Raw genomic sequence first — 25,036 nt, 5'->3', positions numbered from 1 at the left:
GGTTCACAGGGCCGATTGCGTGGTCCAGATCTCGTCCATGTAGCCCTTGATCGCCCGGTCGGAGGAGAAGAACCCCATCCGCGCGGTGTTCAAAACAGCCATCTTCGCCCAGCCTGCGCGATCGGCGAAGGCCGTGTCCACCTCTTTCTGGGCGCTCCGGTAGGCCTCGAAATCGGAAGCGACGAGGAAATAATCGCTATGCCACATATTATGAACAAGATCGTGATAGCGTTCTGGTTCCTCAGGAGAAAACCGTCCCTCGGCGATCATCTGCAGCACGTCCTGCAAAGGCTGGCTTGCAAGGATCGCGTGGCGCGCATGTTCGGGATCGCGGCGGCGCTCCATCACCTCGTCGGCGGTCATGCCGAAGAGGAAGAAGTTCTCCGCGCCCACCTGTTCACGAATTTCCACATTCGCGCCATCGAGCGTGCCGATGGTCAGCGCGCCGTTCAATGCGAACTTCATGTTGCCGGTGCCGGAGGCTTCCTTGCCCGCGGTCGAGATCTGCTCTGACAGGTCCGCCGCCGGGATCAGGCGCTCGGCCATGGAGACGTTGTAGTTCGGCGGATAGACGATCTTGAGACGCCCATCGACATAAGGGTCGTTATTGACCACCTCGGCCACGTCATTGATCAGCCGGATGATCTGCTTGGCCGTGTGATAGCCCGGCGCCGCCTTGCCGCCGAAGATCTTCACGCGCGGTTGGAACTCGGCCTGCGGGTTCTCGCGGATCGCGTGCCATTCGGCGATGGTCTGCAGGATGTTGAGCAGCTGGCGCTTGTATTCGTGGATGCGCTTGACCTGAATGTCGAAGATCGCATCGGGGTCGAGGGTGATCCCTTGGGTGTCGCGCACCCAATCCGCCAGATGCACCTTGTTGCGCCGTTTCGCGGCCATGAAAGCGTCGCGGAAGCTCGCATCCTCGGCGTAAGCCTCCAGCCCGCGCAGCTTGTCGAGATCGGCCTCCCAGCCATCGCCGATCGTGTCGATGATCAGATGCGACAGCTCGCCATTGGCCATGCGCAGCCAGCGGCGCGGCGTGATCCCGTTCGTCTGGTTGATGATGCGCCCCGGATGCAGCCGGTCGAGTTCAGGAAAGAGGTTGCGCTTGATCAGCTCGGTATGGAGCGCCGAGACCCCGTTGACCTTATGCGAGGTGATGAAGGCCAGCTCGCCCATCCGCACCTCCTGATGCTTCACGATGCCCACGTAATGCGCGCGTTTGGGGAATTTGCGGCGGTGCCAGCTGTCGATCTTCTCGATGATCTGCATATGGCGCGGCAGAACCGTGCCCATCAGATAGGTCGCCCAACGTTCCAGCGCCTCGGGCAGCAGCGTGTGATTGGTGTAGCCCAGACATTGCATCGTGATGTCGAGCGCGGCGTCGAACTCCATGTCATGCAGATCGGTAAGGATACGGATCAGCTCCGGCCCCGCGATCGCCGGATGCGTGTCGTTCATCTGGATCGCAACGAACTCGGGCAGTTCCTCGATCGTGTGCCCGGCGACCAGATGGCGGCGCATGATGTCCTGCAGCGCCGCAGAAGTCAGGAAATACTCCTGCTTGAGGCGCAATTCCTTGCCCGCATAGGTCGTGTCATCGGGATAGAGCACGCGGGATAGCGTGCGCGCCAGCGCCTCGGGTTCGGCGGCGGCGGCGTAATCGCCGTGGTTGAAGCGCGCGAGGTCGAACTGCTCGGTGGGCTTGGCCGACCACAGCCGCAGCGTGTTCGCCCACTTGCCCTCCCAGCCGATGATCGGCATGTCATAGGCCTCGGCCAGAACGGTCTCGCCCGGCACCCATTGCGGTTTGCCGTCCACGGTCTCGACATGGCCCTTGAAGCCGATCTCATAGGCCGCCTCAGGCCGCTCGAATTCCCACGGGTGGCGCTGCTTGAGCCAGTCCTCCGGCGTCTCGACCTGACGCCCGCCCTCGAAGCGCTGCTTGAAGAGACCGTGTTCATAGCGGATGCCGTAGCCGTAGCCGGGACAGCCCAGCGTCGCCATGCTCTCCATGTAGCACGCGGCCAACCGCCCTAGCCCGCCATTGCCGAGCGCGGCGTCGGGTTCGTTCTCGACCACGGCCTCCCAGTCCTGACCCAAGCCTTCCATCGCCTCGCGGCAGGTGGCGCGCAGACCGAGGTTGATCGCGGCATCTTCCAGCATCCGCCCGATCAGGAATTCCATCGAGAGGTAATAGACCCGCTTGCGCCCCTCTTCCCATGTCCGCCGGGTCGCTGCGAACCACGGCGCCACGACCCGGTCGCGGATCGCCAGAGACAGCGCCATGCGCCAGTCATAGACCGAGGCGTGGTCGGGATCCTTGCCCATCGAAAAAGTGATGTGGTGCAGAATTTCTTCGCGAACTGTCTCGGCACTGGGCAATTGGGTGTCTTTCAAGGGGGAGGTCTCCGGAACTCGTCAGATAGCAATTGATTGATGAGCCGCCCCCTGCTCAAGGTCAAGCGAAGGCGCAGAAACGGCCCGAGCGGCGGTTGCCGTTTGCGCTAACAATTCTATCCTTGCCGCGATAACGGGCAACAGGAAACTGAAAGAGGAGCGATTCATGGCAAAGGATTGGTGGCGCGGGGCGGTTATCTACCAGATTTATCCGCGCAGCTTTCAAGACGACTCGGGCGACGGGATCGGCGATCTGAAGGGGATCACGCGCAGGCTCGATCATGTCGCCTCGCTGGGCGTCGATGCGATCTGGCTGTCGCCGATCTTCACCTCGCCGATGGCGGATATGGGCTATGACGTCTCCGATTATCGCGGCATCGATCCGCAATTCGGCACGCTGGAGGATTTCGACGCGCTGGTGGCGCGCGCCCATGAGCTGGGCCTGAAAGTCGTGATTGATCAGGTGATCTCGCACAGCTCGGATCAGCACCCGTGGTTCAAGGACGCCAAGAAAGGCGGCGCGAAGAAGGACTGGTATGTCTGGGCCGACCCCAAGCCCGATGGCAGCCCGCCCAATAACTGGCAGGCGGTGTTCGGCGGCTCGTCGTGGGAATACGCCCCCGAACGCGGCCAGTATTACCTGCATAATTTCCTGATCGAGCAACCCGACCTGAACCTGCACAATCCCGAGGTGCAGGAAGAATTGCTCGACGTGTTCCGCTTCTGGCTGGATCGCGGCGTCGATGGCTTCCGCCTCGATACGGTGAACTACTACTTCCACGACCCCGAGCTGCGCGACAACCCGGCGATGGATCCCGATCCCGAGCGCTGGCCGCCGGTCTCGACCTACGACATGCAGGATCACGAGTTCGACAAGAACCGCCCCGAGAACATCCCCTTCCTCAAGAAGATGCGCGCCGTGATGGACGACTACGAGGCGCGCACGTTGATCGGCGAAGTGGGCGAAGCGCCGCATCGCGCCTTGGGCATCATGGAAGAATACACCCGCGGCGATGACCGTCTGCACATGGCCTACAGTTTCGACATGCTGGGGCCGAAATTCTCGCCCGCGCATTTCCGCGGCAAGATCGAGGGCTTCTTCAAGGGCGCGCCGGACGGCTGGCCGAGCTGGTCCTTCTCGAACCACGACGTGCAGCGCCACGTCACCCGTTGGGCGAAATACGGCACCGAGGGCAGCATCGCACGGCTGGCCATCGCGATGCTCGCGTCTTTCCAGGGCACGATCGGGATCTATCAGGGCGAGGAACTCGGCCAGACCGAGACCGAGATGGAATATCACGAGCTGACCGACCCGCCCGGCCTGCGTTTCTGGCCCGAGAACAAGGGGCGCGATGGTTGCCGCACGCCGATGGTCTGGGACGAGAGCGCGCATGCGGGCTTCTCCAAGGTCAAGCCGTGGCTGCCGGTGAAGCCGCCGCAAGCGGCGCGCGCCGTTGCGCTGGAAGAGGCCGATGAGGGCTCGGTGCTTGCCTATTACCGCCGAGTTCTGGCCTTCCGGAAGGAAAACCCGGTGCTGCGCGAGGGGACGTCCACCTTCCTCGACCTGCCCGATCCGGTACTCGGCTTCATCCGCGACGATGGCGCGGTGAAATTCGCCTGCTACTTTAACCTCGGCCCCGATCCGGTGACGCTCGAAGCCGAGGGCGAACTCGTCGGGCCGTGCCTCGCCGCGACGCTGGAGGACGGCACGCTGTCGCTCGGCCCGAATGGCGCGGCCTGGGTGAAGCTCTGAGGCACCATAAACGCGGCGGACAGGACCGGAACAGGATCTGCCGCCGCCTCTTGGACCCATGACGGCGTCGGGAGCGTTTGCTCTCGGCGCCGCGTGTGTTTCTGCTTTCTCTCTCTGGCCAGTCGCGCGGTCTCGGCAGATAAGGTGCGTTCGGGACGATTTCCTATGGAATTTTAACAAGGCCATAAATTCCTTCTGCGATTGTCCCGCCAGAGATAGGAAAAACGTGGAAATACAAGATGGCTCTCGCTGATCCGGCGCAACCTGCCCCACTCCAGTCGCGTGTGAAGATTCTCTGGCCGATTGCGCTCGGGCTCGTGCTGTTCCTGATGGGGCTGTGGGCGCTGCATCATCTTCTCGCGAGCATCGACGTCCATCAGGTGATCGCGCAGATCAAGGCGACGCCGTGGCCCTCGCTCGGCGCGGCTGTGGGCGCGACCGCTTTGGGCTATCTGGCGCTGGTGGGCTACGATTTCTGGGCGCTGCATTACCTTGGCAAACAGCTTCCGCTGCTCACCGTCGCACTTGGCGGGTTTCTGGGCTACGCCTTCGGCAACACGGTCGGGATCAGCGTGATCTCGGGCGGGGCCGTGCGCTACCGCATCTATTCCGCCGCAGGTCTGAACGCCTTCGAAGTCGCGGCGCTGTCGTCCTATATCGCGCTGGCGATGGGGCTTGGGCTGACGATGGTGGGCGCTCTGGCGCTCTGCGTGCATCCGGCAGCGCTCGCGGGCGTCATTTCCGCGCCGGAGGCCCTGATCCGAATGGGCGCACTGGCGGCGACGGCACTGCTTCTGGGCGGCGCCTTCTGGCTCTCTTATACCGGGCGCGCCCTGCGCATTCGCGAGCGCGAGATCGCGATGCCCGCGCCGCGCATCCTGATCGGCCAGCTCGGCGTGGCGCTGTTCGACTCGACCATGGCCGCGGGCGCGCTTTGGGTGCTGATGCCCGCGGGCACCCAGCCCTTCGCGAGTTTCGTCGCGATCTACGCCGCGGCGAGCATGGTCGGCATCCTCAGCCACGTCCCCGGCGGCGTCGGCGTGTTCGAGACGGTCGTGATCGCCGCCCTGCCCGCGGGCGTGCCCCTGGGCGAGGCGGCAGCCGGTCTTCTCGCCTTCCGCATGATCTATTTCCTGCTGCCCTTCGTGATCGCCTTCGTCGTGGTTTCGCTGAACGAGGCGCGGCTCGCAGGCGGCTGGGCCACGCGCGTCTTCGGCGAAATATCAGAGCCGATGCGCCCGGTGATCAGCGGTATCGAGGGGCTCGCCCCCCGGATCGCCGGGGTCGCGGTGCTGGGCCTCGGCTTCTGGATGGTGATCGTCGCGCTGATGCCCGTGCTGGGCCGACAGGGCGGCGAGCCGGGGCTGATCACCGCGATGCTGGCCGAGGGCGGAACGCAGCTTTGCGCGCTGGCCGGTGTCCTTCTGATCGTGCTGTCGCATGGCTTGGTGCGGCGGGTGCGGCTGGCCTATTGGCTGGTGCTCGCCGGTCTGATGTTGGGTGTGATCTCGGTGCTGGCGGCCAATCTCGACATCGACAACGCGGTGGTCCTGACGCTCGCCGCGCTGGTGCTGCTGCCATTTCGCCGTGCCTTTCATCGCCGCGCGGCCCTCACCGAAGGCGGCTACGGGCCGCTCTGGTTCGCGGTGATCACGGGGATGGTCGCGTCGGCGGCGGTGTTCTTCTTCCTCGCCTATGCGGCGCATCCCTATTCGAACGCGCTCTGGCTCGATTTCACCGCCCAATCGCCGACACCGCGGGCACTGCGAGCGGGGCTGCTGATCAGCGCTCTGCTCCTTGGCTTCCTTCTGTGGCTCACGCTGCGCCCGATGCGCCGCTTCGCGCTCTCCCCCGATCCCGAGCAGGACGCCTCGGTTGCCGAAATCCTTGCAGCCCAAGACGTGCCGCAGGGCTGGTTCGCGCTCACGGGCGACAAGAGCGTGATGTTCTCGCCCGACCGCGCGGCCTTCCTGATGTATGCGCAGCGCGGCGGGATGCGGGTCGTGCTCGGCGATCCCGTCGGCCCGCCCGAGGTGGCGCGGCAACTGGCTTGGGAGTTTCACGAACGCGCGGTGAGCGAGGGGCTCACCCCCGTGTTCTACGAGGTCTCGACGAAGAACCTGCCGCTCTGGATTGAGATGGGCTACGCGCTGCACAAGATCGGCGAGGAGGCCGTGGTCGACCTTCAGAAATTCTCGCTCACGGGGCCGAAGTTCAAGACGATGCGGGCCGAGCAGAACCGCGCCCTGCGCGACGGTTTCACGCTCGAGATCGCCGCCCCGCCCCATGCGCCCGAGCTGATCGCGACGCTGCGCGAGGTCTCCGACGCGTGGCTGGCAGGCCAAAAAGGCCGCGAGAAAGGGTTCTCCATCGGCCGTTTCGATCCGCGTTACCTCAATCATTGCGAAATCGCGCTGATCCGACGCGGCGGTGACATCCTCGGTTTCGCGAACCTTCTGGGCGGGCCGGGCGCACGGCATTTCGCGATCGACCTGATGCGGTATCGCCCGGAGGCCGCCGACGGCGTCATGCAATTCCTGTTCATCGGCCTGATCGAGGCGCTGCGCGACCGCGGCGCAACCAAACTCAGCCTTGGCCTCGCGCCACTTGCGGGCCTGCCCGATCGCGCCTCTGCGCGGCTGACCAGCCGCCTTGGCAATCTGATCTATCGTCACGGCGGAAGTTTCTATAACTTCGAGGGGTTACGTCGTTTCAAACAGAAATTCCGGCCTGAATGGCGGCCCCATTACGTCGCGCTTCCGCCCGGCACCTCCCCCTATCTCGCGCTCACCGAAATCACCCTGCTGATCTCCGGCGGCGCGCGCAATTTGCTGACAAAGGACTGAAATGCCCGATGCCCTGCCCGACCTGCTCCCCTCACTCGCCGCGCTGGGATCTGCGGGCTATTGGGTCTTCGCGGTGGCGGCGGCGCTCGAGGCGTTTCTGGTCACGGGACTCTTCCTGCCGGGCACGTTGATCGTCGTCCTCGGCGGCGTGTTGGTGCAGCAGGGGATACTCGATCTCACCGATCTGATCTGGTTTGCGGCCATCGGTTCGAGCCTCGGCGGTGAGGCGAGCTGGTGGCTCGGCCATCATGCGCGGCGCGGCCGGCTGGGGCGCTGGAATGTCGAAGGGTCGGAAAGCTGCCTGCGGGCCGCGCGTCTGATCGACCGGCGCGGGGGCGCGGCGCTCATTCTCGGGCGCTTTGAAGGGCGCTTGGCGGGGTATGTGCCCTTCGCGGCAGCGCTTGGCAAACTGGGCCCTACGCGCTTTCGGCTCTGGAACATCGTAAGCGGCTTTCCCTATGCGATCGTCTTTGTCGGGCTGGGCTATGTTTTGGGCCTCGCCCTGACCAAGGTCAGCCCGCTGATGACGCGTACCACCCTTTTCCTGCTCGGGTTTTTGCTGACGACGGCGGTCGTGATCTGGACCCTGCGGCGGCTCGACCGGGCGGTGCCGCATTTGCTGGAGATGGCAGGTGGCTTGATGGACGAGGTCGCCCGCCATCCCCGCGTCGACAGCTGGGGCGGGCGCCACCCGAAAACGGCGGCATGGATCGCGCGCAGGCTCGATCGGAGCAAGTTTTCCGGCCTGCCGCTGAGCCTTCTTGTGGTCGGCTTCCTCTACCTTGCCTCGGTGCTGGTCGGGCTGTCGTTCGACTTCCTGCAAAGCGACCCGATCGTGCAGATCGACGCGCGGCTGGCGGCGCTGATGCGGCTGTTCTGGACGCCGGGCCTCATTCAGATATTCACCTGGATCACCGCGCTCGGCGACACGCAGCTCGTGGCCGCGCTGCTGGTTCTGGCGCTTGTCTGGCTGGCGTGGCTGCGCCGGTTCGATCTGGCGGCGGGGCTCGCGGTCTCGCTCGGGCTCGATCTGATCTCGGTGATTATCCTGAAGGCGGGCTTCGGACGGCCACGGTCGATCCTGGGCTATTTCCACGAGACCTCGGGCAGTTTCCCCTCGGGCCACGCGACGCTCTCGGTCGCGTTTTTCGGGATGCTCGTCTTCATCCTCTGGCGGCTGACGCGGCTCGGGGCGTTGAGTGCGAGCTTTCTGGCGCTGCTCTTTGCCGGGCTGATCGGGTTGAGCCGCCTCTATCTGGTCGAGCATTATTTGAGCGACGTGCTCGGCGGCTGGCTTCTCGGGTCGATGTGCCTGCTGGTGGGCGTCGCGGTGGCCGAGTGGCTCTATCCGCGATGGGCCGGGGCTCCGCGTGCCCGGCCCCTCTGGCAGATCGGGGTGATCGGCGTCGTGACGCTGGCACTCGTGGGCTTCACGGCGATGCGGGTGCGCGATTATTCCAAAGCGCTGAACCCGCCGCCCGTGGCGCAGCCGCTGATCGTGATCTCGGAAGGGTCCGAGCCGCAGGCGCTGCGTGACGCGCCGCTGCGGGTGCAGACGCTTGATGCGGATCGGCAGTTTCCGCTGTCGATCGCGCTGTGGGCGTCGAATTCAGACCAGATCGCCACGGCGCTGGGTTCGATCGGCTGGCAACGCGCCGATGCGGCGACGCTGAAGACGCTGGCGGGCGCGGCCTTCGGGGCCGCGCGCGATACGATGCGCCCCGGCGCCGCGCTTGCGCCGCTGTTTTGGAGAAACGAGCCGAGCGAGCTTGGTTTCACGCGTCCCAGTGATGGCAGCGCGACCCTCAAATTGCCGCGGCTGCGGATGTGGCAGACCCGCTATACCGATGCGTCGGGCGCGCGGCTCTGGATGGGCGCGATCACCCGCGATGACGGGCTGGAGCCAAGTGATGGGTCGGGGGCGCGAGGTCTCGTTTCCGATCTCGTGGGGGCGCTGGCGAAGGGCGGCGTGGCCGAGCCTGTGGGCCAGATCTCGGGCAGGTCCGCGTCGGATATTCCGGTTCTGGCGCTGCGGTAGCGGCGCGTCTCAGCCCGCGCGCAGATCTTCGAGGTAGATCCGCACCGCTTCCTGCACATGCCGGAAACGGTCGCCGCCCAGATGCTTGCCGCCGAACCAGCGGGTGACGACGATTATGTGGTCGTAAAGCTCTTCGCGCTCGAGCATCCGCAGGATCACCATGCCCGCGCCTGCCTCGCCATCGTCGTTCTTTACCGGGGCCTCCGCCGTCAGAAGCGCCCAGGTGTTATGCGTGGCCTTGGCGTATTTCTTCTTCCGGCAGAGTTCCTTGACGAAAGCCTTGGCCTCCTCTTCCGAGGCGCAAGGTCCGCCCGAGACCGCGTATTTCGAGCCGCGGTCGCTGATGATGTTCTCGAGGATGCGCATGGCGCAGGTTTAGGGGCCAAGCGCCGAAGCGGCAAGGGCGGGCGGCGGACCGAGGCCCGCCGCCCTGCCCGCTCAGCCCAGTTTGCGCAGACGCGCGATCAGCGAGGAGGTGTCCCAGCGGCTGCCGCCCATCGCCTGCACGTCCTTGTAGAACTGATCGACCAGCGCGGTCACGGGCAACGAGGCGCCGATCTCGTCGCCGGTTTTCAGGCAGATGCCCAGATCCTTGCGCATCCAGTCCACCGCGAAGCCGAACTCGAACTCGTCCTTCGCCATGGTCTCGTAGCGGTTGGCCATCTGCCACGAGCCGGCGGCCCCTTGCGAGATCACCTCGACCACGGCGGCGATGTCGAGATCGGCCTTCTCGGCGAAGTTCAGGCTCTCGGCGAGGCCCTGCACCAGACCCGCAATCGCGATCTGGTTGCACATCTTGGTCACCTGCCCCGCGCCGCTTTCGCCCAGACGGCGGCAGATCTTGGCATAGGCGTCGATCACCGGCTCGGCCTTGTCATAGGCCGCCGCGTCGCCGCCGCACATGACCGACAGCTGACCGTTCTCGGCCCCCGCTTGCCCGCCCGAGATCGGGGCGTCGATGAATGCCACGCCGTGGCCTGCCGCCTCGCCCGCCAATTCGCGTGTCACAGCGGCCGAAACCGTGGTGTGGTCGACGAAGACCGCGCCGGTTTTCATCCCCTTGAACGCGCCATCCTTGCCGAGGCAGACCTCGCGCAGATCGTCGTCATTGCCGACACAGGACATCACGAAATCCGCGCCTTTCGCGGCTTCGCGCGGGGTCGCTTCGGCCGACCCGCCATGCTCTGAGACCCATTTCTCGGCCTTGGCGGCCGTGCGGTTATAGACCGTGACCTCATGACCCGCCGATGCGAGATGCCCCGCCATCGGATAGCCCATCACCCCAAGCCCCAGAAATGCAACTTTCGCCATCGACCTCTCCCTTGCGTGAATACGAAACCGCGCCCCGTGTAGTGCGAGCGCGTTGATTGTAGCGTCGGGCTCAACTACTAACGCGCCAACCGGGCGCGTCAACTCATGCGCCGGGAGGCGGGATTTCGGGTGAGGCGCGCAGAGGGCTCGATGTATAAGGCATTTCGATGGGGCGTTCGGCTGATCATGGCCGCGATCGTGGGTGTGGTGCTCGTCGGGGGGCTGATCTATTTCTTCGCCTCGCGCTCGCTTCCCGATTACGACGCGACCTATAAGGTCACCGGGCTCACCGCCCCGGTCGAGATCGTGCGCTCGACCGAGGACGTGCCGCATATCTTCGGCAAGGACGACCCGGATGCCTTCTTCGCACTGGGGCTCGCCCATGCGCAGGACCGGCTGTGGCAGATGACGTTGATGCGCCGCACGGTTCAGGGGCGGCTGTCGGAAGTCTTCGGGCAGGAGACGCTGAAAACCGACGAGCTGATGCGCCGGATGGGCCTGTATCAGGCGGCGGTCGACTCGGTGTCCTCGCAGGACGATTACACCAAGGCCGCGCTCGAGGCCTATGCACGTGGCGTCAACCAGTGGATCGAGATCGTCAACGAGGGCGCAATGGGGCGCGGCGCGCCGGAATTCTTCCTCTTCGACAGCAAGATCTCCTATTGGACGCCCGCGGATTCGCTTGCGATCATGAAGCTGATGGCGGTGCAGCTGTCGAACCAGCTGCAAGACGAGGTGCTGCGCGCCCGGGTGTCGCTCGTCGGTAAAGACCTCGTCCGCGACATCATGCCCGACGATCCGCAACAGGCGACCGCCGCCCTGCCCGATTACGCGAGCCTGTTCCCGACCATGCAAAAGGGCATTCAGACGGCGGAGAACGGGGCGCCGGGGGCGTTCTCTCCCTTCCCCGCTCGCGGCTCTGCCGGGGCGTCGAACGCATGGGCCGCGGGGCCTGACCGCTCGGCTGCGGGCGGCGCGCTTCTGGCCAACGATCCGCATCTGGGTCTGACGGCGCCCTCGATCTGGTATCTGGCGCGGCTGCAACTGCAATCGGGCGGCGTGATCGGCGGCACGATCCCGGGGATGCCGCTGGTGCTCTCGGGGCGCAACAAGGATCTCGGTTGGGGGCTGACCACGGCCTATGTCGACGATCAGGACCTGCATATCGAGGAAATCGATCCCGACGATCCGACGAAATACCGCACGCCCGACGGCTGGAAGCGTTTCAAGACCAAGCGCGTGATCGTCAACGTCAAGGATGCGAAGCCCGTGACACTGACGCTGCGCTGGACCGATAACGGCCCGGTGCTGCCCGGCAGTCATTTCGATCTGGCGACCGTCACGCCGCCGCATTCGGTGATGTCGCTCAGCTGGACCGCCTTCGATCCGAAGGACACGACGATGACCGGCGCGATGGACCTGATGCGGGCGCATTCGATCCCGCAGGCGCTCGACGCCGCGAAAAAGATCGTGGCGCCCGCGCAGAACATTACGTTGGCCGACAAGGACGGGGTGGCGCTGGTCACGGCCGGAAAAATCCCGCTGCGCGATCGGGCGAATGACACGCAGGGCCGGATGCCGAACGCGGGCTGGAAGCCGGAGAACCGCTGGAAAGGCTTCCTGCCCTTCAAGGACAACCCGCAATTCGTCGAGCCGAAAAGCGGCATCGTCGTGAACACCAATAACAAGACGGTGGACCGGCCCTTCCCCTATAACGTCTCGTTCCACTGGGGCGACACGCAGCGCATTCAGCGCCTGTCGAAACTGATGGGAGAGCGCGAGGTGCATTCGCGCGACAGCTTCATCTCGGCGCAGCTCGACACGGTGTCGCCTGCCGCGCGCGGTCTGCTGCCGCTGGTAGGCGCGAACCTGTGGTATACCGGCGATCCTGCACCCGCCGGCACGCCCGAGCGGATGCGTCAACGCGCGCTGGAGATGCTGGCGAGCTGGGACGGCGAGATGTCCGAACACCTCCCCGAACCGCTGATCTACGCCGCCTGGATGCGCGAATTGCAAAACCGGCTGATCCGCGACGAACTGGGCCCGCTGGCGAAGAAATTCGACCATCTGGAGCCTCTCTTCATCGAGCGCGTCTTCCGCAACACCCAAGGCGCGAGCCATTGGTGCGACATCATCCAGTCTGCCCCGAAAGAGACCTGCAGCGATATCGCGCGGCAGTCGCTCGATGCGGCGCTGTTGGATCTGTCGAAGAAATACGGGCCGAATATCGAAAGCTGGCGCTGGGGCGATGCGCATATCGCCGAGCAGGACAATCAGGTGCTGGGCAAGGTGCCGGGGCTGAAATGGTTCGTGAATATCCGGCAGTCGACCTCGGGCGGCGATTTCACCCTGATGCGCGGGCGCACCAAGGGCGGCGACGGCCCCGACCGCTTCGCCAATGTCCATGCGGCGGGCTATCGCGAAGTGCTCGATTTCGCCGATCCGGACAGTTCGGTCTTCATCATCTCGACCGGGCAGTCGGGCCATCCGCTGAGCCGCCACTATGACGACCTGTCGGAACTGTGGCGCTCGGGCGAATATATCCCGATGTCGCTCGATCCGGCGCTGGCGCGTGCGGCGGCGACGGGGATCACCCATCTGGTGCCAAAAGGCGGGTCGAAGCCGGGCAGCTAAGCGCGCTTAGCCCGCGCCTCTACTGATCCGGCGGAGCGTTGCCGCTCCGCCAGAGGTTTTTGCGATTACAGCGCGGTCCAGCCGCCATCGACCGAGATCGTCGTCCCGGTGATCTGTGCCGCCGCGTCCGAGCACAGGAACACGGCGGTGCCGCCGATCTGCTCCACGGTCGCGAAATCCTTCGAGGGCTGACGCGCGAGGATGACCTTCTCGATCACCTCTTCCTCGGTCATGTTGTATTCCTTCGCGGTGTCGGGGATCTGCGCCTCGACCAGCGGGGTCTTCACATAGCCCGGGCAGATCGCGTTGACGGTGATGTCTTCCTTCGCGGTCTCGAGTGCGGTGACCTTGGTCAGGCCCACGACGCCGTGCTTGGCCGAGACATAGGCCGATTTATAGGGCGACGCGGTCAGGCCATGCGCGGAGGCGATGTTGACCACCCGGCCCCAGCCCGCCTTACGCATCATCGGCAGCGCCACGGCCGTGGTGTGGAACGCCGAGGTCAGCATGATCGCGATGATCGCATCCCATTTCTCGACCGGGAATTCCTCGATCGGCGAGACGTGCTGGATACCCGCATTGTTCACGAGGATATCGCATTTGCCCGCCTGCTCGATCAGCGCGCGCGCCTCGGCGCCTTTCGACAGATCGGCCTTGATGTAGCGTGCGGTGACGCCGAATTCCTTCGCGATATCGGCGGCGAGCTGGTGGTCCTCGTCACGATCGGTGAAGGAGTTGATGACGACATCGGCACCGGCCCGCGCCAGTTCGCGCGCGACCCCGAGACCGATCCCGGAATTCGACCCGGTAATGACGGCGGTTTTTCCCTGAAGCGACATGTTCTCTCCTTCGGTGGCGATAAGTTACGGATTCGCCGGGATCATGCCGTGCCGCGCGTGCGAACGCCATGCTGCAAGCGCAATACCGCGTGATATCGCGGTGAGGACCTTGTTTTCATGGGGAATGACGTAAAAAAAAGACGCCCGCGCTAGGGCGGGCGTCAAGTCATGAGGCAGGTTTCATACAGGCAAGAAACCTATCGAGCAGTGCATCCCTTATAAGCAATCCTGCGCCGCTCTCCAAGGGAAAAGTTTGCGCAGTTTCAAACCTCTCGCTAGCTTGGCGCCAATAAATGCAGGCAAGGCAGGGATTGTTAACATGACGAGATCGGTGTTTTTCCATTTACTCGGCGGGGCGCTTTTCGGGCTCGCCCCTGTATTTACAGGGATCGCTGCCGCGGAGCCACAACCTGCGATTGCAATGTATGGAGAGCCTGCACTTCCGGCCGGCTTTACCCACCTGCCCTATGCCAATCCCGACGCGCCCAAGGGCGGCGAGATCAGATTTGGCGTGGCCGGCATGTTCGATTCGCTTAACCCGTGGATTCTGAACGGGCGCCCGGCGGAGGGAATCAGCCGCTATGTCGCCGAATCGCTGATGGGCCGCTCGATGGACGAGCCTTTCACGCTGTATGGCCTTCTCGCCGAATCGGTCGAGACTGACCCCGACCGTACCTGGGTGGAATTCACCCTGCGCCCCGAGGCCAAGTTCTCCGACGGCAATCCGGTGACGGTCGCGGATGTCATCTGGTCCTACAAGACGCTCGGAACCGAAGGTCATCCGCGCTACCAGAACGCCTGGTCCAAGGTCGAGACGATCGAGAAGACCGGCGAGCGCAAGGTCCGCATCACCTTCAAGCCCGAGGTGAAAGACCGCGAGATGGCGCTGATCATGGGGATGCGCCCGGTGCTCGAGAAAGCGCAGTGGGAGGGGCATAACTTCGCCTCCACCACCAATATGGCCCCGATCGGGTCCGGGCCTTACGTCGTGGGCCGCGTCGATCCCGGCAAATTCATCGAGCTCAAGCGCAACCCCGATTACTGGGGCAAGGATCTGGGCTTCAACAAGGGCCGGAACAATTTCGACACGATCCGCTATGACTATTTCGGCGATGGCGGGGTCGTGTTCGAGGCCTTCAAGGGCGGCGAGACCGACAGCTATACCGAATGGAACGCCGCCGACTGGGGCCGCAATTACAATTTCCCCGCCGTGCAATCGGGCGACGTGGTGAAATCCGAGATCCCGAACGGGCGTCCCTCGGGCATCAAGGGGCTGGTGATGAACACCCGCAACCCGGTCTTCGCGGACTGGCGGGTGCGTCAGGCGATGATCGACGCGTTCAATTTCGAATTCATCAACAAGACCATCAATGGCGGCGCGGAGCCGCGGATTTCCTCCTATTTCTCGAATTCCGAGCTGGGGATGAAGCACGGCCCCGCCGAAGGGAAAGTGAAAGCCCTGCTGGAGCCTTTCGCCGATCAGCTCCCGCCCGGCACGATCGACGGTTATACGCTGCCGAGCTCGGATGGTGGCGTGCGCAACCGCAAGAACATGCGCGCCGCGGCGAAGCTGCTGGAAGACGCGGGCTGGCAAGTCGACAGCGATGGCGTGCTCAAGAAGGACGGCAAGCCCTTCACTTTCGAGATCGTGCTGCAGCAAGGCGCGGCGGAGACCCAGAGCATCGTCGATATCTACACCGAGGCGCTCAAGAAGCTGGGCATCTTCCCGAAAGTGACCGTGATCGATGACGCGCAATATACGCAGCGCACCAATGCCTATGATTTCGACATGGCGTGGTACTGGCGCGCGCTGTCGCTGTCGCCCGGCAACGAGCAGAACCTCTATTGGGGCTCGAAAGGCGTGAAACAGCCCGGCTCGCGCAACTGGATGGGGATGAATTCCCCCGCCGCCGAGGCGATGGTCCGCGCGATGCTGGACGCCAAAAGCCACGAGGATTTCGTCGCCGCAACCCATGCGCTCGACCGAGTGTTGACTGCGGGCCGCTATGTCATCCCGATCTGGTATGCCCCGGTTGACCGCATCGCCCATATCAAGCAGCTTCACTACCCTGAGAAGACCCCGCTATACGGGGCATGGCCGGGTTTTCAACCCGATGTCTGGTGGTATCAAGAGGCAGGACAATGAAAAAACTCATCCTTCTGGCAGCAGTCGCTGCGGCATTGGCAGGCTGCAACACGGTGGCCGGCGTGGGCGACGACATCTCCGGCGGTGCGCGCTCGGTGCAGGGCTGGTTCAGGTAACCTCCCGGAACTGATCACGATATGGAACCGCGCGAGGTATCTTTGCCTTGTGCCTTGCAAAGCCCCCCGGGCGTCCCTTTCTCAGACATAGGGCCGCCCGTGAGACGAGCCGCGAAGAAAAGGATCAAAAGCGATGAAATGGCACCATATCGAGGAAAACTGGGCGGCATTTTACGAGGCGATCGTGGACAAGTGGCCCGAAGCCGACGAGGCCGAACTTGACGAGATCGACGGCGATCAGAAGGCCTTCATCCGCTATGTCGCCGAGCTGACCGAACAGGAACCGGCCGACGCGCGCGACGAAATCCGCGACTGGATGCGGGGCGAATTGCCCTCGGACGTGGTCATGGACCCGACCCATGACGGTCATTCGATTGCGCTGTCGGCGAAATATGTCGGCGAGGGCGAAGACGAATATGACGACGACGCCCGCTTCGGAGACGACGACGAAGAGTGAGCGTCGCGCGCCGTTGATCGGTCGCATGGGGCTCTGCCCCCGCGCGCGGAAGCGCGCATGACTTAGGTTGAAGGGGGCTCTGCCCCCGCGGCTCCGCCGCTCCCCGGGATATTTTCGCCAAGGCGAAGCCAGAGTGATGTCTGCGCGTTCGGGCTTGCTCGGGCGCGCGCTGCGTCCTAGCTAGGCTGCATGGATTCAGTTTACCGCACAAACCCGATCCCCGACCCGCCTGGCGCCTTCAATATGGCGGCGCATGTCTTGGCGGCTGGCACGGCGACCCCCGACAAGCTGGCGATGCAGATCGTGAAGCCCTCGGGCGCGCAGCGTTGGTCTTATGGGCGACTGATTTCGGCGGTGCTCGGTGCAGGGACGCTTTTGCTCGACGCGGGGCTGACGCCCGGCGACCGTGTGATGCTGCGGCTGGGCAACGGGCCGGAATTTCCCATCGCGTTCCTTGGCGCCATCGCCGCCGGTCTGGTTCCGGTGCCGACCTCGGCGCAGCTGACCGAGGCCGAGATTACCAAGCTCGCCGCCGATCTCGATCCGGCGGCTGTCGTGGCGGGCGACGGGATTGCCCTGCCCGATCATCCGGCGCGCGTGATCCCTGCCGACATTCTGCGCAAGGCCGAGGACGCCGCGCCCTGCGACTACGCGATGGGCGATCCGAACCGCCTCGCTTACATGATTTTCACCTCCGGCACCGGTGGTTCCGCGCGCGCGGTGATGCATGCGCATCGTGCGATCTGGGCGCGGCAGATGATGTATCGCGGCTGGTATGGCATTGGGTCGGACGACCGTCTGATGCATGCGGGCGCCTTCAACTGGACCTATACGCTCGGGACCGGGCTGATGGATCCGTGGACGCTGGGCGCGACCGCGCTGATCCCGGCGGACGGGGTCGAGCCGCGCAGTCTGCCCCTGCTGCTCAAACGGTTCGACGCGACGATCTTCGCTGCCGCCCCCGGGGTCTATCGGCAAATCCTGAAACATCACGAGACGCTGTCGCTTCCGAAGCTGCGCCATGGTCTGAGCGCGGGCGAGGCCCTGCCCGAGCCCACGCGCGCGGCCTGGAACGCGGCGACGGGCACCAAGGTCTATGAAGCGCTCGGCATGTCGGAATGCTCGACCTTCATCTCGGGCAGTCCCGATCATCCCGCGCCGCCCGGAACTTGCGGCTATCCGCAGGCGGGCCGCCATGTGGCGGTGCTGGGCGAGGATGGGCAACCGGTGCCGCGCGGCGAGCCGGGTCAGCTTGCGATCCACGAGAGCGATCCGGGGCTCTATCTGGGCTATTGGAATGCGCCCGAAGAGACGGCGGCCCGCCGGATCGGCCCGTGGTTCGTGACCGGCGACACGGTCTCGATGGGCGAAGACGGTGCGATCACCTATCTCGGGCGCGGCTATGATATGATGAATGCGGGCGGCTTCCGGGTCTCGCCGATCGAGGTCGAGGAGGTCATGCATGACTGCCCCGGCGCGGGGGATGTGGCCGCCGTCGAGATCGCGGTGAAGGCCGATGCCAGCGTCATTGCGCTGGCCTATACCGGCGAGGCGGAAGAAGACAGTTTGCGCGCGCATGCCGAGGCGCGGCTTGCACGCTACAAGCAACCCCGCCTTTACGCCCATATCGCCGCCCTGCCCCGCAACCGTAACGGCAAGGTGCTGCGCTCGGAGATCCGCACCATGCTGCAACAGGAGGTCCCCTCATGATCACGCTCGATATTTTCGCCGATCCCGTTTGCCCGTGGTGCTTCATCGGCAAGGCGCGGCTGGACCGGGCCTTGGCGCAACGTCCCAACCACCCGTTCCAGCGTGCCTGGCAACCGTTCGAACTGAACCCGACGATGCCGCCCGAGGGAATGGCGCGCGCCGATTACCTGCAGGCGAAATTCGGTCAGGACGGGGCCGCGAAGATGCATGTGCAGCTCCTAGAGATCGCCGAGGCGGAAGGCTACGATTTCCACCCCGAGCGCGTCACCCATCAGCCCAACACCCGCAACGCGCATCGCCTGCTCCATTGGGCGGGGCTGGAAGAGCGTCAGGAGGATGTGATGGAGGGGCTGCTGGCCGCGCATTGGCGCGACGGGCGCAATATCGGCGACGCGACTGTGCTGTGCGAGGTGGCGGAGGCCGCGCAGATGGACCCGCGGCTGGTGGAACGCCTTCTGGCTTCGGATGCCGACATCGACACGATCGTCGCGAAGGAAGCGCATGCGCGCGAACGTGGGATCAACGCGGTGCCCTCGGTCGTTGTCGCCAATGCGCATCTGGTGAGCGGCGCGCAACCGACCGAGCTGTGGCTGCAGGTGATCGACGAGCTGTCCGGCGCACCCTCCGACGCGACCCAGCACTGACCACTCCGTCCGGCGTCGCAGCCGCCGTCACTATCGCGTGAGCGCACAGGGGGCTGCGCGCCCGGCCCTCTGGCCAAATCGGCGCAGCTCCCTATGCTCGCGCTTCGAATAAATCCGACTTTCGGAAAGTCCCCCAGAATGTCCCAGATCTCTGACGCGCCCCGGGCGCGCACGCCTCTTTCGCTGCCCGAACTGACGGTCATGCTCGCCTCGCTGATCGCGACGATCGCCTTTTCGATCGACGGGATGCTGCCGGCGCTACCGCAGATCGCGGCCGAGTTGAGCCCCGATGCGGTCAACCGTGCGCAGCTCGTGCTGACCTCCTTCGTGCTGGGCATGGGCGTGGGCACGCTCTTCGCCGGGCCGATCTCGGATGCGCTGGGACGGCGCAAGACCATCGCGGGCGGCATCGCGATCTACATGGTCGGGGCGTTCATCGCCGCCCATGCGCAGAGCCTCGAGGCGCTGCTGGCCGCGCGGGTGCTGCAGGGGATCGGCGCTTCGGGCCCGCGGATCACCGTGATGGCGCTGGTGCGCGACCTGTTTGCCGGGCGCGAAATGGCGAAGATCACCTCTTTCATCATGATGATCTTCATCCTCGTGCCCGCGGTCGCGCCGTCGATCGGCCAACTGGTGATCGCGTTTGCGGGCTGGCGCGGCGTGTTCTGGGCCTTCATGGTCTTCGGCTGCGTCGGCGTGAGCTGGCTGTTGATCCGCCAACCCGAAACGCTCGCGCCGGAAGACCGCCGTCCGCTGAGCGTGTCGAAGCTGCGCGCCGCGGCGATGGAGGTGATCACCCATGCCGATGTGCGCCTCTATATCGTGACGATGACACTGGGCTTCGGGCAGATGTTCGGCCTGCTGTCGACCGCGCAGCAGCTTTACGCAGCCCATGGCGTGACCGACACTTTCCCGATGTGGTTCGCGATCGGCGCGCTGATGGCGGGCACGGCCACGATCTTCAACGCGCGCTACGTGATGCGGCTGGGGATGCGCAAGATCGTCAAGGGGACTTATCTGGTCCAGATCGTCGTTTCGGCGGTGATGCTGGTTCTCGTGCTTTCGGGTCTGACCGATGGCGCAAGCGGCTTCCCGTTCATCTTCCTCTATTCGGTCTCGGTCTTCGCGATGGCGGGCCTGACCTTCGGGAACCTGAACGCGCTGGCGCTGGAGCATATGGGCCATATCGCGGGCATGGCGGCCTCTATCGTGGCCGCGATCTCGACGGTCGGCGCGGTGGTGATCGCAGCCCCCGTGGGGCTGTCCTTCAACGGCACCGCGCTGCCGATGGTGATCGCGACGCTGACCTGTTCGAGCCTCGCCTGGTGGCTGATCCGCAAGACGCAGGAGACCGACTGACGGGGCTTTACGCGCGGGGGCAAAGGGCGCATACCCGCGCATCTTTCCCCGATCCCGAGTCGCTCCCGATGTCCTCGCCCTATGCCCGCCCCGGGTTCTACGATGAGGCGCTCGCCAAGGGTCGCCACCGCGACATCGTGGGCGGTCGCTGGGACGAGACAGGCCGCGCCCAGATGGCGGCGCTCATGGATCACGGGTTGCGGCCCGATCACGTGCTTCTCGATATCGGTGCGGGCGCCTTGCGGCTGGGCTGCAAGGCGGTGCCCTATCTGAAGCCGGGTCATTACTGGGGCACGGATGCCTCGCGCGCGCTGATGCTGGCGGGCTATGCGGCGGAGCTTGACGCCCGCGAGCGGCTCGATCCTGTGCAGCTAGTGGAGGATGCGGATTTCACCTTCGCCGGTGTCACCGACACGATCACCCATGCCATCGCTTTCGGCGTCTTCCCGCATCTGGAGAGCGACGCTATTGCGCGTTGTCTCGATGGGTTGCGACGCTTTTCTCAACTGGAGTGCGTGCTGCTGACGGTGTTCCTCGCCCCCGACGAGGCGATCAGCCACCGTCAGAAGGACGGCGTCGTCACCCATGCCGCGCGCGCGCCCTATCACCTCTCGGACGCCGCGCTCTACGCGATGGCGGATGCGTCAGGCTGGAGCCTCACCCGCGACGACCGGATGCTGCCGCGCGGACAGGTGATGTTCCGCGCAGAGCCGCTCAGGCCTTCGCCTTCTTCGCCTCGATAACCTTCTCGGCGAGATCGCGGGCAATTGCGAAGGCGCCCTTGATCTTGTCCTTGTCGTTCTTCCAGTCGCGGCGAATGACCAGCTTGTTGTCCTTCACCTTGGCCAGATCGCGCTGCGCGGTGAGGAATTCCACGAGGCCCTGCGGGTTCGGGAACTTGTCGTTGTGGAACTGGACGGTCGCGCCTTTCGGACCGGCATCGAGCTTGGCGATCATCGCGCGTTTGCACATCGCCTTGATCCGAACGACCAGCAGCAGCGTGTTGACCTCTTTCGGCAGTTCGCCAAAGCGGTCGATCAGCTCGGCTGCGAAGCCTTCCAGCTCGACTTTGGTGGTCAGGCTCGACAGGCGACGATAGAGGCCGAGGCGCACGTCGAGATCCGGGATGTAGCTGTCGGGGATCATCACCGGCACGCCGAGATTAATCTGCGGCGACCAGTCGCCATCCGCCGTCTCGGTCAGCTCGCCCGATTTCAGCTTCGAGATCGTCTCTTCCAGCATCGACTGGTACAGCTCGTAGCCGACCTCGCGGATATGCCCTGACTGTTCCTCGCCCAGAAGGTTGCCCGCGCCGCGCAGGTCGAGATCCTGGCTTGCAAGGTTGAACCCCGCCCCGAGACTGTCGAGCGACCCCAACAGACGCAATCGTTTCTGCGCCTGCGGCGTCAGCGGCATCCGCGGCTTCGTCGTCAGGTAGCAATAGGCCCGCGTCTTGGCGCGGCCCACACGGCCCCGGATCTGGTAGAGCTGGCTCAGGCCGAACATATCGGCGCGGTGGATCACCATCGTGTTCGCGGTCGGAATATCGAGGCCGCTTTCGACAATCGTGGTCGCCAGCAACACGTCGTATTTACCATCGTAGAAGGCGTTCATCCGGTCATCGAGTTCGCCCGCCGCCATCTGGCCGTGCGCCACGAGATATTTCACCTCCGGCACGTGAGTTTGCAGAAATTCCTCGATTTCGGGAAGATCGGAAATCCGCGGCACGACATAGAAGCTCTGCCCGCCGCGATAATGCTCGCGCAGCAGCGCCTCGCGCACGGTGACGGTGTCGAATTCGGAGACATAGGTGCGGATCGCGAGACGGTCGACGGGCGGCGTGCCGATGATCGACAAGTCGCGCACCCCGGTCAGCGAGAGTTGCAGCGTGCGCGGGATCGGCGTCGCGGTCAGCGTGAGCACATGGATTTCCGAGCGCATCTCTTTCAGGCGCTCTTTGTGCTGCACGCCGAAATGCTGCTCCTCGTCGATGACCAGCAGGCCGAGATTGGCGAATTTCACCGTCTTGGCCAGCACCGCGTGAGTGCCGATCACGATATCGACCGTGCCGTCGCGCAGCCCTTCGCGGGTCTTTGTGGCCTCCTTGGCGGAGACGAAGCGGCTGAGCGGCTTCACGTTCAGCGCGGTGCCCCGGAAGCGTTCGGCGAAGGTCTTGTAATGCTGGCGCGCGAGCAGCGTCGTCGGCGCGATCACCGCGACCTGCATGCCCGATTGCGCGGCGACGAAGGCCGCCCGCATCGCGACTTCGGTCTTGCCGAAGCCCACATCGCCCACGACAAGACGGTCCATCGGCGTGCCCGATTTAAGATCGTCCACGACATCCTCGATCGCGCTCATCTGATCGTCGGTCTCGGTATAGGGGAAGCGCGCGGCGAAGCTTTCCCACTCGTGATGCGGCGCTTCCAGAATGGGCGCGTTGCGCAGGTGGCGCTCCGCCGCGATCCGCATCAGCTTGTCGGCGATCTGGCGGATACGCTCTTTCAGCTTGGCCTTCTTGGCCTGCCACGCGCCCCCGCCGAGCTTGTCGAGCAAGCCCTCCTCATGGCCGTAACGGCTGAGCAGTTCGATATTCTCGACCGGCAGATAGAGGCGATCCCCGCCCGCATATTCCAAGAGCACGCATTCATGCGGCGCGCCAAGGGCCGTGACCGTCTCCAGACCCTTGTAGCGGCCCACCCCGTGATCGACATGCACGACCAGATCGCCGGGCGACAGCGTCGTGTGTTCGGTCAGGAAATTCTCGGCCTTGCGCTTGCGCCGCGGCTTCGAGACGAGCCGCTCGCCCAGCACGTCCTGCTCGGAAATCACGGTCATCTCGCCACCGTCACGCGGCGCTTCGAACCCCTCGTCGAGCGGCCAGACCGTGAGGTTCACCCCCGGCCCGATCTCGCGCGCAGAGCCGATCAGCTTGGCGCCGATCAGCCCTTCGTCTTCCATCAATCCGCGCAGACGTTCGCGCGCGCCCTCGGACCAGCTCGCGATCACCACGGGCCCATCGGCCAGACGCGCTTGAACATGATCCTTCAAGGCGCTGAACAGGCTGACGTTTTCGACCTTACGCTCGGGCGCGAAATTGCGCCCCACGCGCCCGCCCGCATTGAGGATGCCGGGTCCGGGCGGTGCCGGGATCACCTGCAGGCGCAGCACACGAAGCGGCTTCAAGACCGCCTCCCAACCCTCTGGGTTCAAATACAAAAGCTGCGGCGGCGCGGGTTTATAGACAGAGTCCAGCCGGTCGCGCCGGGTCATCGCCTCGCGCCGCGTGTCGTATCGATCCGCGATCCCTTCCCAGCGGCTTTCCTGCTGCGCGGCGATCTGGTCGTCGAGCATTACCGACGCGCCGGGCAGATAGTCGAAGATGGTCTCGAGCTTTTCATGGAAGAAGCCCAACCAATGCTCCATCCCCGCCTGTTTGCGCCCTGCCGAAACCGCCTCGTAAAGCGGGTCTTCCGCGCCGCCCGAGCCGAACTCGATCCGGTAATTCTGCCGGAAGCGCGTAATCGCGGCCTCGTCGAGAATGACCTCGGAGACCGGCGCCAGCTCCACGCCTTTCAGCTTCTCGGTCGTGCGCTGGCTCACCGGATCGAAGCGGCGCGCGTCGTCCAGCACATCGCCGAACAGATCGAGCCGCACCGGACCGCCCTCGCCGGGCGGAAAGATGTCGATGATGCCGCCGCGGATCGCGTAATCGCCGGGCTCGGAGACGGTCGAGGCCTGCGAGAAGCCCATCCGCACGAGGAATTCGCGCAACGCCTGCTCGTTGATCCGCTTGCCGACCTGCGCGGTGAAGCTCGCACCCGCCAGCACCTCGCGCGCGGGCACGCGTTGCATGGCAGCCGAGAGCGTCGTCAGCAGAACGAACGGCCCGGGCATGCCCGAAGCCAATGCGGCCAGCGTCGCCATCCGCGTGGCCGAGATATCTGCATTGGGCGAGACCCGGTCATAGGGCAGACAATCCCAGGCTGGGAAGTCGAGCACCGTCGCCTCGGGCGCGAAGAACGCAAGCGCCCCGCGCATGGCCGCCAGACGGCGATCGTCGCGCGCGACATGGATGACCGATTTGCCCTTGGCAAGTTCTTTGGCCAGCAAGGCGGCGTCGAACCCTTCCGGGGCGCCCGAGAGAAGAAAATGCTCCATAGCCAAGCGAGGTATCCGGCCTGTCTCCGGTGTCAAGTTGCTTCGCGCGTCAAACCAGCATCGAAGCGAGAAGGTTCTGATACATTCCCCAAAGCGCGCTCACGATGATCGCGACCACGCCGATCGCCTGAACGTTCACCCGGTGACGCGAGAGCGCCTTGATCGCGAGCGCGGGATCATGCGCGAGCGAAGGCTGCGCGTCGAGTTTGTGCGCGAGGCGCAGGCTCAGCCCGAACACCCCCATCATCGGCACCAGCAGCAGCGCGAATGCCTGAGCCGTCTCCGAGCCATAGATGAAACCGGTGATCAGCAGGAAGCTCAGCATGAACGGGATGGTGATCGACATCGAGACCCCCGCATCGCGCCGGATCCGGTTCAGCCTGCGCGCGCTCAGCGCCGTCATCGCCGCGAGATCTTCGGCCGCCTCGCCGCCCTTTCGGCGCGCGCGGATCACCATGTCCCACGGCACGCCCAGCACCCAATGCGAGGCCGAGGACCAGACCGCGGCCAGCGCGATCCAATACCACAAGTTGGAAAAGCTGCGCAGGTCGATCAGCCGCGCGATCGTGTCGAAAACTTCCAAGCCCCTCGCCCTCGTTCTTCCGGGTCGTCGTGTCGCGGCCCC

Annotated in this window: 17 protein-coding genes; 11 read left to right on the top strand and 6 right to left on the bottom strand. The window is 64.8% G+C overall.

The genetic code is table 11. The features are described 5' to 3' along the window. Positions 1–3: 3 nt before the first annotated feature. The gene (locus AXZ77_RS09505; RefSeq protein ID WP_218000483.1) at positions 4–2,400 is read right to left on the bottom strand and encodes a glycogen/starch/alpha-glucan phosphorylase; all 2,397 of its coding nucleotides are present in this window, start codon (positions 2,398–2,400) and stop codon (positions 4–6) included. Between the two features lie 166 nt (positions 2,401–2,566). Here AXZ77_RS09505 and AXZ77_RS09500 point away from each other — a divergent pair, with 166 nt between their 5' ends. The 3 genes from AXZ77_RS09500 to AXZ77_RS09490 all read left to right on the top strand — a co-directional run bounded on the left by AXZ77_RS09500 (position 2,567) and on the right by AXZ77_RS09490 (position 9,037). Continuing rightward, a complete protein-coding gene (locus AXZ77_RS09500; protein ID WP_098410964.1) occupies positions 2,567–4,153 on the top strand; it encodes an alpha-amylase family glycosyl hydrolase in 1,587 nt (528 codons plus the stop codon). Positions 4,154–4,392: 239 nt separating this feature from the next. After that, complete coding sequence (mprF, locus tag AXZ77_RS09495; protein WP_098410963.1) at positions 4,393–6,999, top strand: bifunctional lysylphosphatidylglycerol flippase/synthetase MprF; 2,607 nt, start codon at positions 4,393–4,395, stop codon at positions 6,997–6,999. A 1-nt stretch (position 7,000) separates the two neighbouring features. Next, entirely contained in the window at positions 7,001–9,037 is a 2,037-nt protein-coding gene (locus AXZ77_RS09490) for a bifunctional DedA family/phosphatase PAP2 family protein (protein WP_098410962.1), read from the top strand. Between the two features lie 9 nt (positions 9,038–9,046). On the opposite strand, the gene AXZ77_RS09485 is transcribed toward AXZ77_RS09490, so the two are convergent. Then, a complete protein-coding gene (locus AXZ77_RS09485; protein WP_078550384.1) occupies positions 9,047–9,403 on the bottom strand; it encodes a YigZ family protein in 357 nt (118 codons plus the stop codon). Between the two features lie 72 nt (positions 9,404–9,475). Continuing rightward, positions 9,476–10,450 carry an NAD(P)-dependent oxidoreductase gene (locus tag AXZ77_RS09480; RefSeq protein ID WP_369679774.1) on the bottom strand — a complete coding sequence of 325 codons (975 nt, stop codon included), beginning with the start codon at positions 10,448–10,450 and terminating at the stop codon, positions 9,476–9,478. Between the two features lie 48 nt (positions 10,451–10,498). On the opposite strand from AXZ77_RS09480, the gene AXZ77_RS09475 reads away from it, so the two are divergent. Further along, the gene (locus AXZ77_RS09475) at positions 10,499–12,982 is read left to right on the top strand and encodes a penicillin acylase family protein (protein WP_098410960.1); all 2,484 of its coding nucleotides are present in this window, start codon (positions 10,499–10,501) and stop codon (positions 12,980–12,982) included. 65 nt (positions 12,983–13,047) lie between these two features. Here the strand turns inward: AXZ77_RS09475 and AXZ77_RS09470 are convergent, their stop codons facing one another. Continuing rightward, positions 13,048–13,821: a 3-hydroxybutyrate dehydrogenase gene (locus AXZ77_RS09470; RefSeq protein WP_098410959.1), complete on the bottom strand. Its 774-nt coding sequence runs from the start codon at positions 13,819–13,821 to the stop codon at positions 13,048–13,050. 319 nt (positions 13,822–14,140) lie between these two features. On the opposite strand from AXZ77_RS09470, the gene AXZ77_RS09465 reads away from it, so the two are divergent. From AXZ77_RS09465 to AXZ77_RS09440, 7 genes are all read left to right on the top strand, one after another. Next, positions 14,141–15,967 carry an extracellular solute-binding protein gene (locus AXZ77_RS09465; RefSeq protein WP_098410958.1) on the top strand — a complete coding sequence of 609 codons (1,827 nt, stop codon included), beginning with the start codon at positions 14,141–14,143 and terminating at the stop codon, positions 15,965–15,967. Continuing rightward, positions 15,964–16,083: a lipoprotein gene (locus AXZ77_RS19835; RefSeq protein ID WP_338113616.1), complete on the top strand. Its 120-nt coding sequence runs from the start codon at positions 15,964–15,966 to the stop codon at positions 16,081–16,083. Before AXZ77_RS09465 ends, AXZ77_RS19835 begins: the two co-directional genes overlap by 4 nt. A 133-nt stretch (positions 16,084–16,216) precedes the next feature. Beyond that, the gene (locus AXZ77_RS09460; protein ID WP_098410957.1) at positions 16,217–16,540 is read left to right on the top strand and encodes a hypothetical protein; all 324 of its coding nucleotides are present in this window, start codon (positions 16,217–16,219) and stop codon (positions 16,538–16,540) included. A gap of 189 nt (positions 16,541–16,729) precedes the next feature. Then, positions 16,730–18,250, top strand: coding sequence for a class I adenylate-forming enzyme family protein (locus tag AXZ77_RS09455; RefSeq protein ID WP_098410956.1), 1,521 nt, complete (start codon positions 16,730–16,732; stop codon positions 18,248–18,250). After that, positions 18,247–18,894: a DsbA family protein gene (locus AXZ77_RS09450; protein ID WP_098410955.1), complete on the top strand. Its 648-nt coding sequence runs from the start codon at positions 18,247–18,249 to the stop codon at positions 18,892–18,894. Before AXZ77_RS09455 ends, AXZ77_RS09450 begins: the two co-directional genes overlap by 4 nt. 138 nt (positions 18,895–19,032) lie before the next feature. Continuing rightward, entirely contained in the window at positions 19,033–20,253 is a 1,221-nt protein-coding gene (locus tag AXZ77_RS09445) for a multidrug effflux MFS transporter (protein ID WP_098410954.1), read from the top strand. A 68-nt stretch (positions 20,254–20,321) separates the two neighbouring features. Continuing rightward, positions 20,322–20,996: a class I SAM-dependent methyltransferase gene (locus AXZ77_RS09440; protein WP_098410953.1), complete on the top strand. Its 675-nt coding sequence runs from the start codon at positions 20,322–20,324 to the stop codon at positions 20,994–20,996. On the opposite strand, the gene mfd is transcribed toward AXZ77_RS09440, so the two are convergent. After that, positions 20,968–24,411, bottom strand: coding sequence for a transcription-repair coupling factor (gene mfd, locus AXZ77_RS09435; RefSeq protein WP_098410952.1), 3,444 nt, complete (start codon positions 24,409–24,411; stop codon positions 20,968–20,970). The two genes, AXZ77_RS09440 and mfd, sit on opposite strands and share 29 nt — an antisense overlap. Before the next feature lie 49 nt (positions 24,412–24,460). Further along, complete coding sequence (locus tag AXZ77_RS09430) at positions 24,461–24,994, bottom strand: component of SufBCD complex (protein WP_098410951.1); 534 nt, start codon at positions 24,992–24,994, stop codon at positions 24,461–24,463. Between the last annotated feature and the right edge of the window lie 42 nt (positions 24,995–25,036).

Origin of the sequence: Thioclava sp. ES.031 (assembly GCF_002563775.1) — a bacterium.
In the GTDB taxonomy this organism is placed as follows: domain Bacteria; phylum Pseudomonadota; class Alphaproteobacteria; order Rhodobacterales; family Rhodobacteraceae; genus Thioclava.
This window is presented reverse-complemented; position numbering and strand designations above follow the sequence as displayed.

Coding starts and splice junctions, on each gene's coding strand:
- AXZ77_RS09500 (WP_098410964.1), top strand. CDS start 2,567: ATGGCAAAGGATTGGTGGCGCGGGGCGGTTATCTACCAGATTTATCCG.
- AXZ77_RS09455 (WP_098410956.1), top strand. CDS start 16,730: ATGGATTCAGTTTACCGCACAAACCCGATCCCCGACCCGCCTGGCGCC.
- AXZ77_RS09445 (WP_098410954.1), top strand. CDS start 19,033: ATGTCCCAGATCTCTGACGCGCCCCGGGCGCGCACGCCTCTTTCGCTG.
- AXZ77_RS09475 (WP_098410960.1), top strand. CDS start 10,499: ATGTATAAGGCATTTCGATGGGGCGTTCGGCTGATCATGGCCGCGATC.
- AXZ77_RS19835 (WP_338113616.1), top strand. CDS start 15,964: ATGAAAAAACTCATCCTTCTGGCAGCAGTCGCTGCGGCATTGGCAGGC.
- AXZ77_RS09490 (WP_098410962.1), top strand. CDS start 7,001: ATGCCCGATGCCCTGCCCGACCTGCTCCCCTCACTCGCCGCGCTGGGA.
- AXZ77_RS09440 (WP_098410953.1), top strand. CDS start 20,322: ATGTCCTCGCCCTATGCCCGCCCCGGGTTCTACGATGAGGCGCTCGCC.
- AXZ77_RS09470 (WP_098410959.1), bottom strand. CDS start 13,821: ATGTCGCTTCAGGGAAAAACCGCCGTCATTACCGGGTCGAATTCCGGG.
- mfd (WP_098410952.1), bottom strand. CDS start 24,411: ATGGAGCATTTTCTTCTCTCGGGCGCCCCGGAAGGGTTCGACGCCGCC.
- mprF (WP_098410963.1), top strand. CDS start 4,393: ATGGCTCTCGCTGATCCGGCGCAACCTGCCCCACTCCAGTCGCGTGTG.
- AXZ77_RS09450 (WP_098410955.1), top strand. CDS start 18,247: ATGATCACGCTCGATATTTTCGCCGATCCCGTTTGCCCGTGGTGCTTC.
- AXZ77_RS09460 (WP_098410957.1), top strand. CDS start 16,217: ATGAAATGGCACCATATCGAGGAAAACTGGGCGGCATTTTACGAGGCG.
- AXZ77_RS09465 (WP_098410958.1), top strand. CDS start 14,141: ATGACGAGATCGGTGTTTTTCCATTTACTCGGCGGGGCGCTTTTCGGG.
- AXZ77_RS09485 (WP_078550384.1), bottom strand. CDS start 9,403: ATGCGCATCCTCGAGAACATCATCAGCGACCGCGGCTCGAAATACGCG.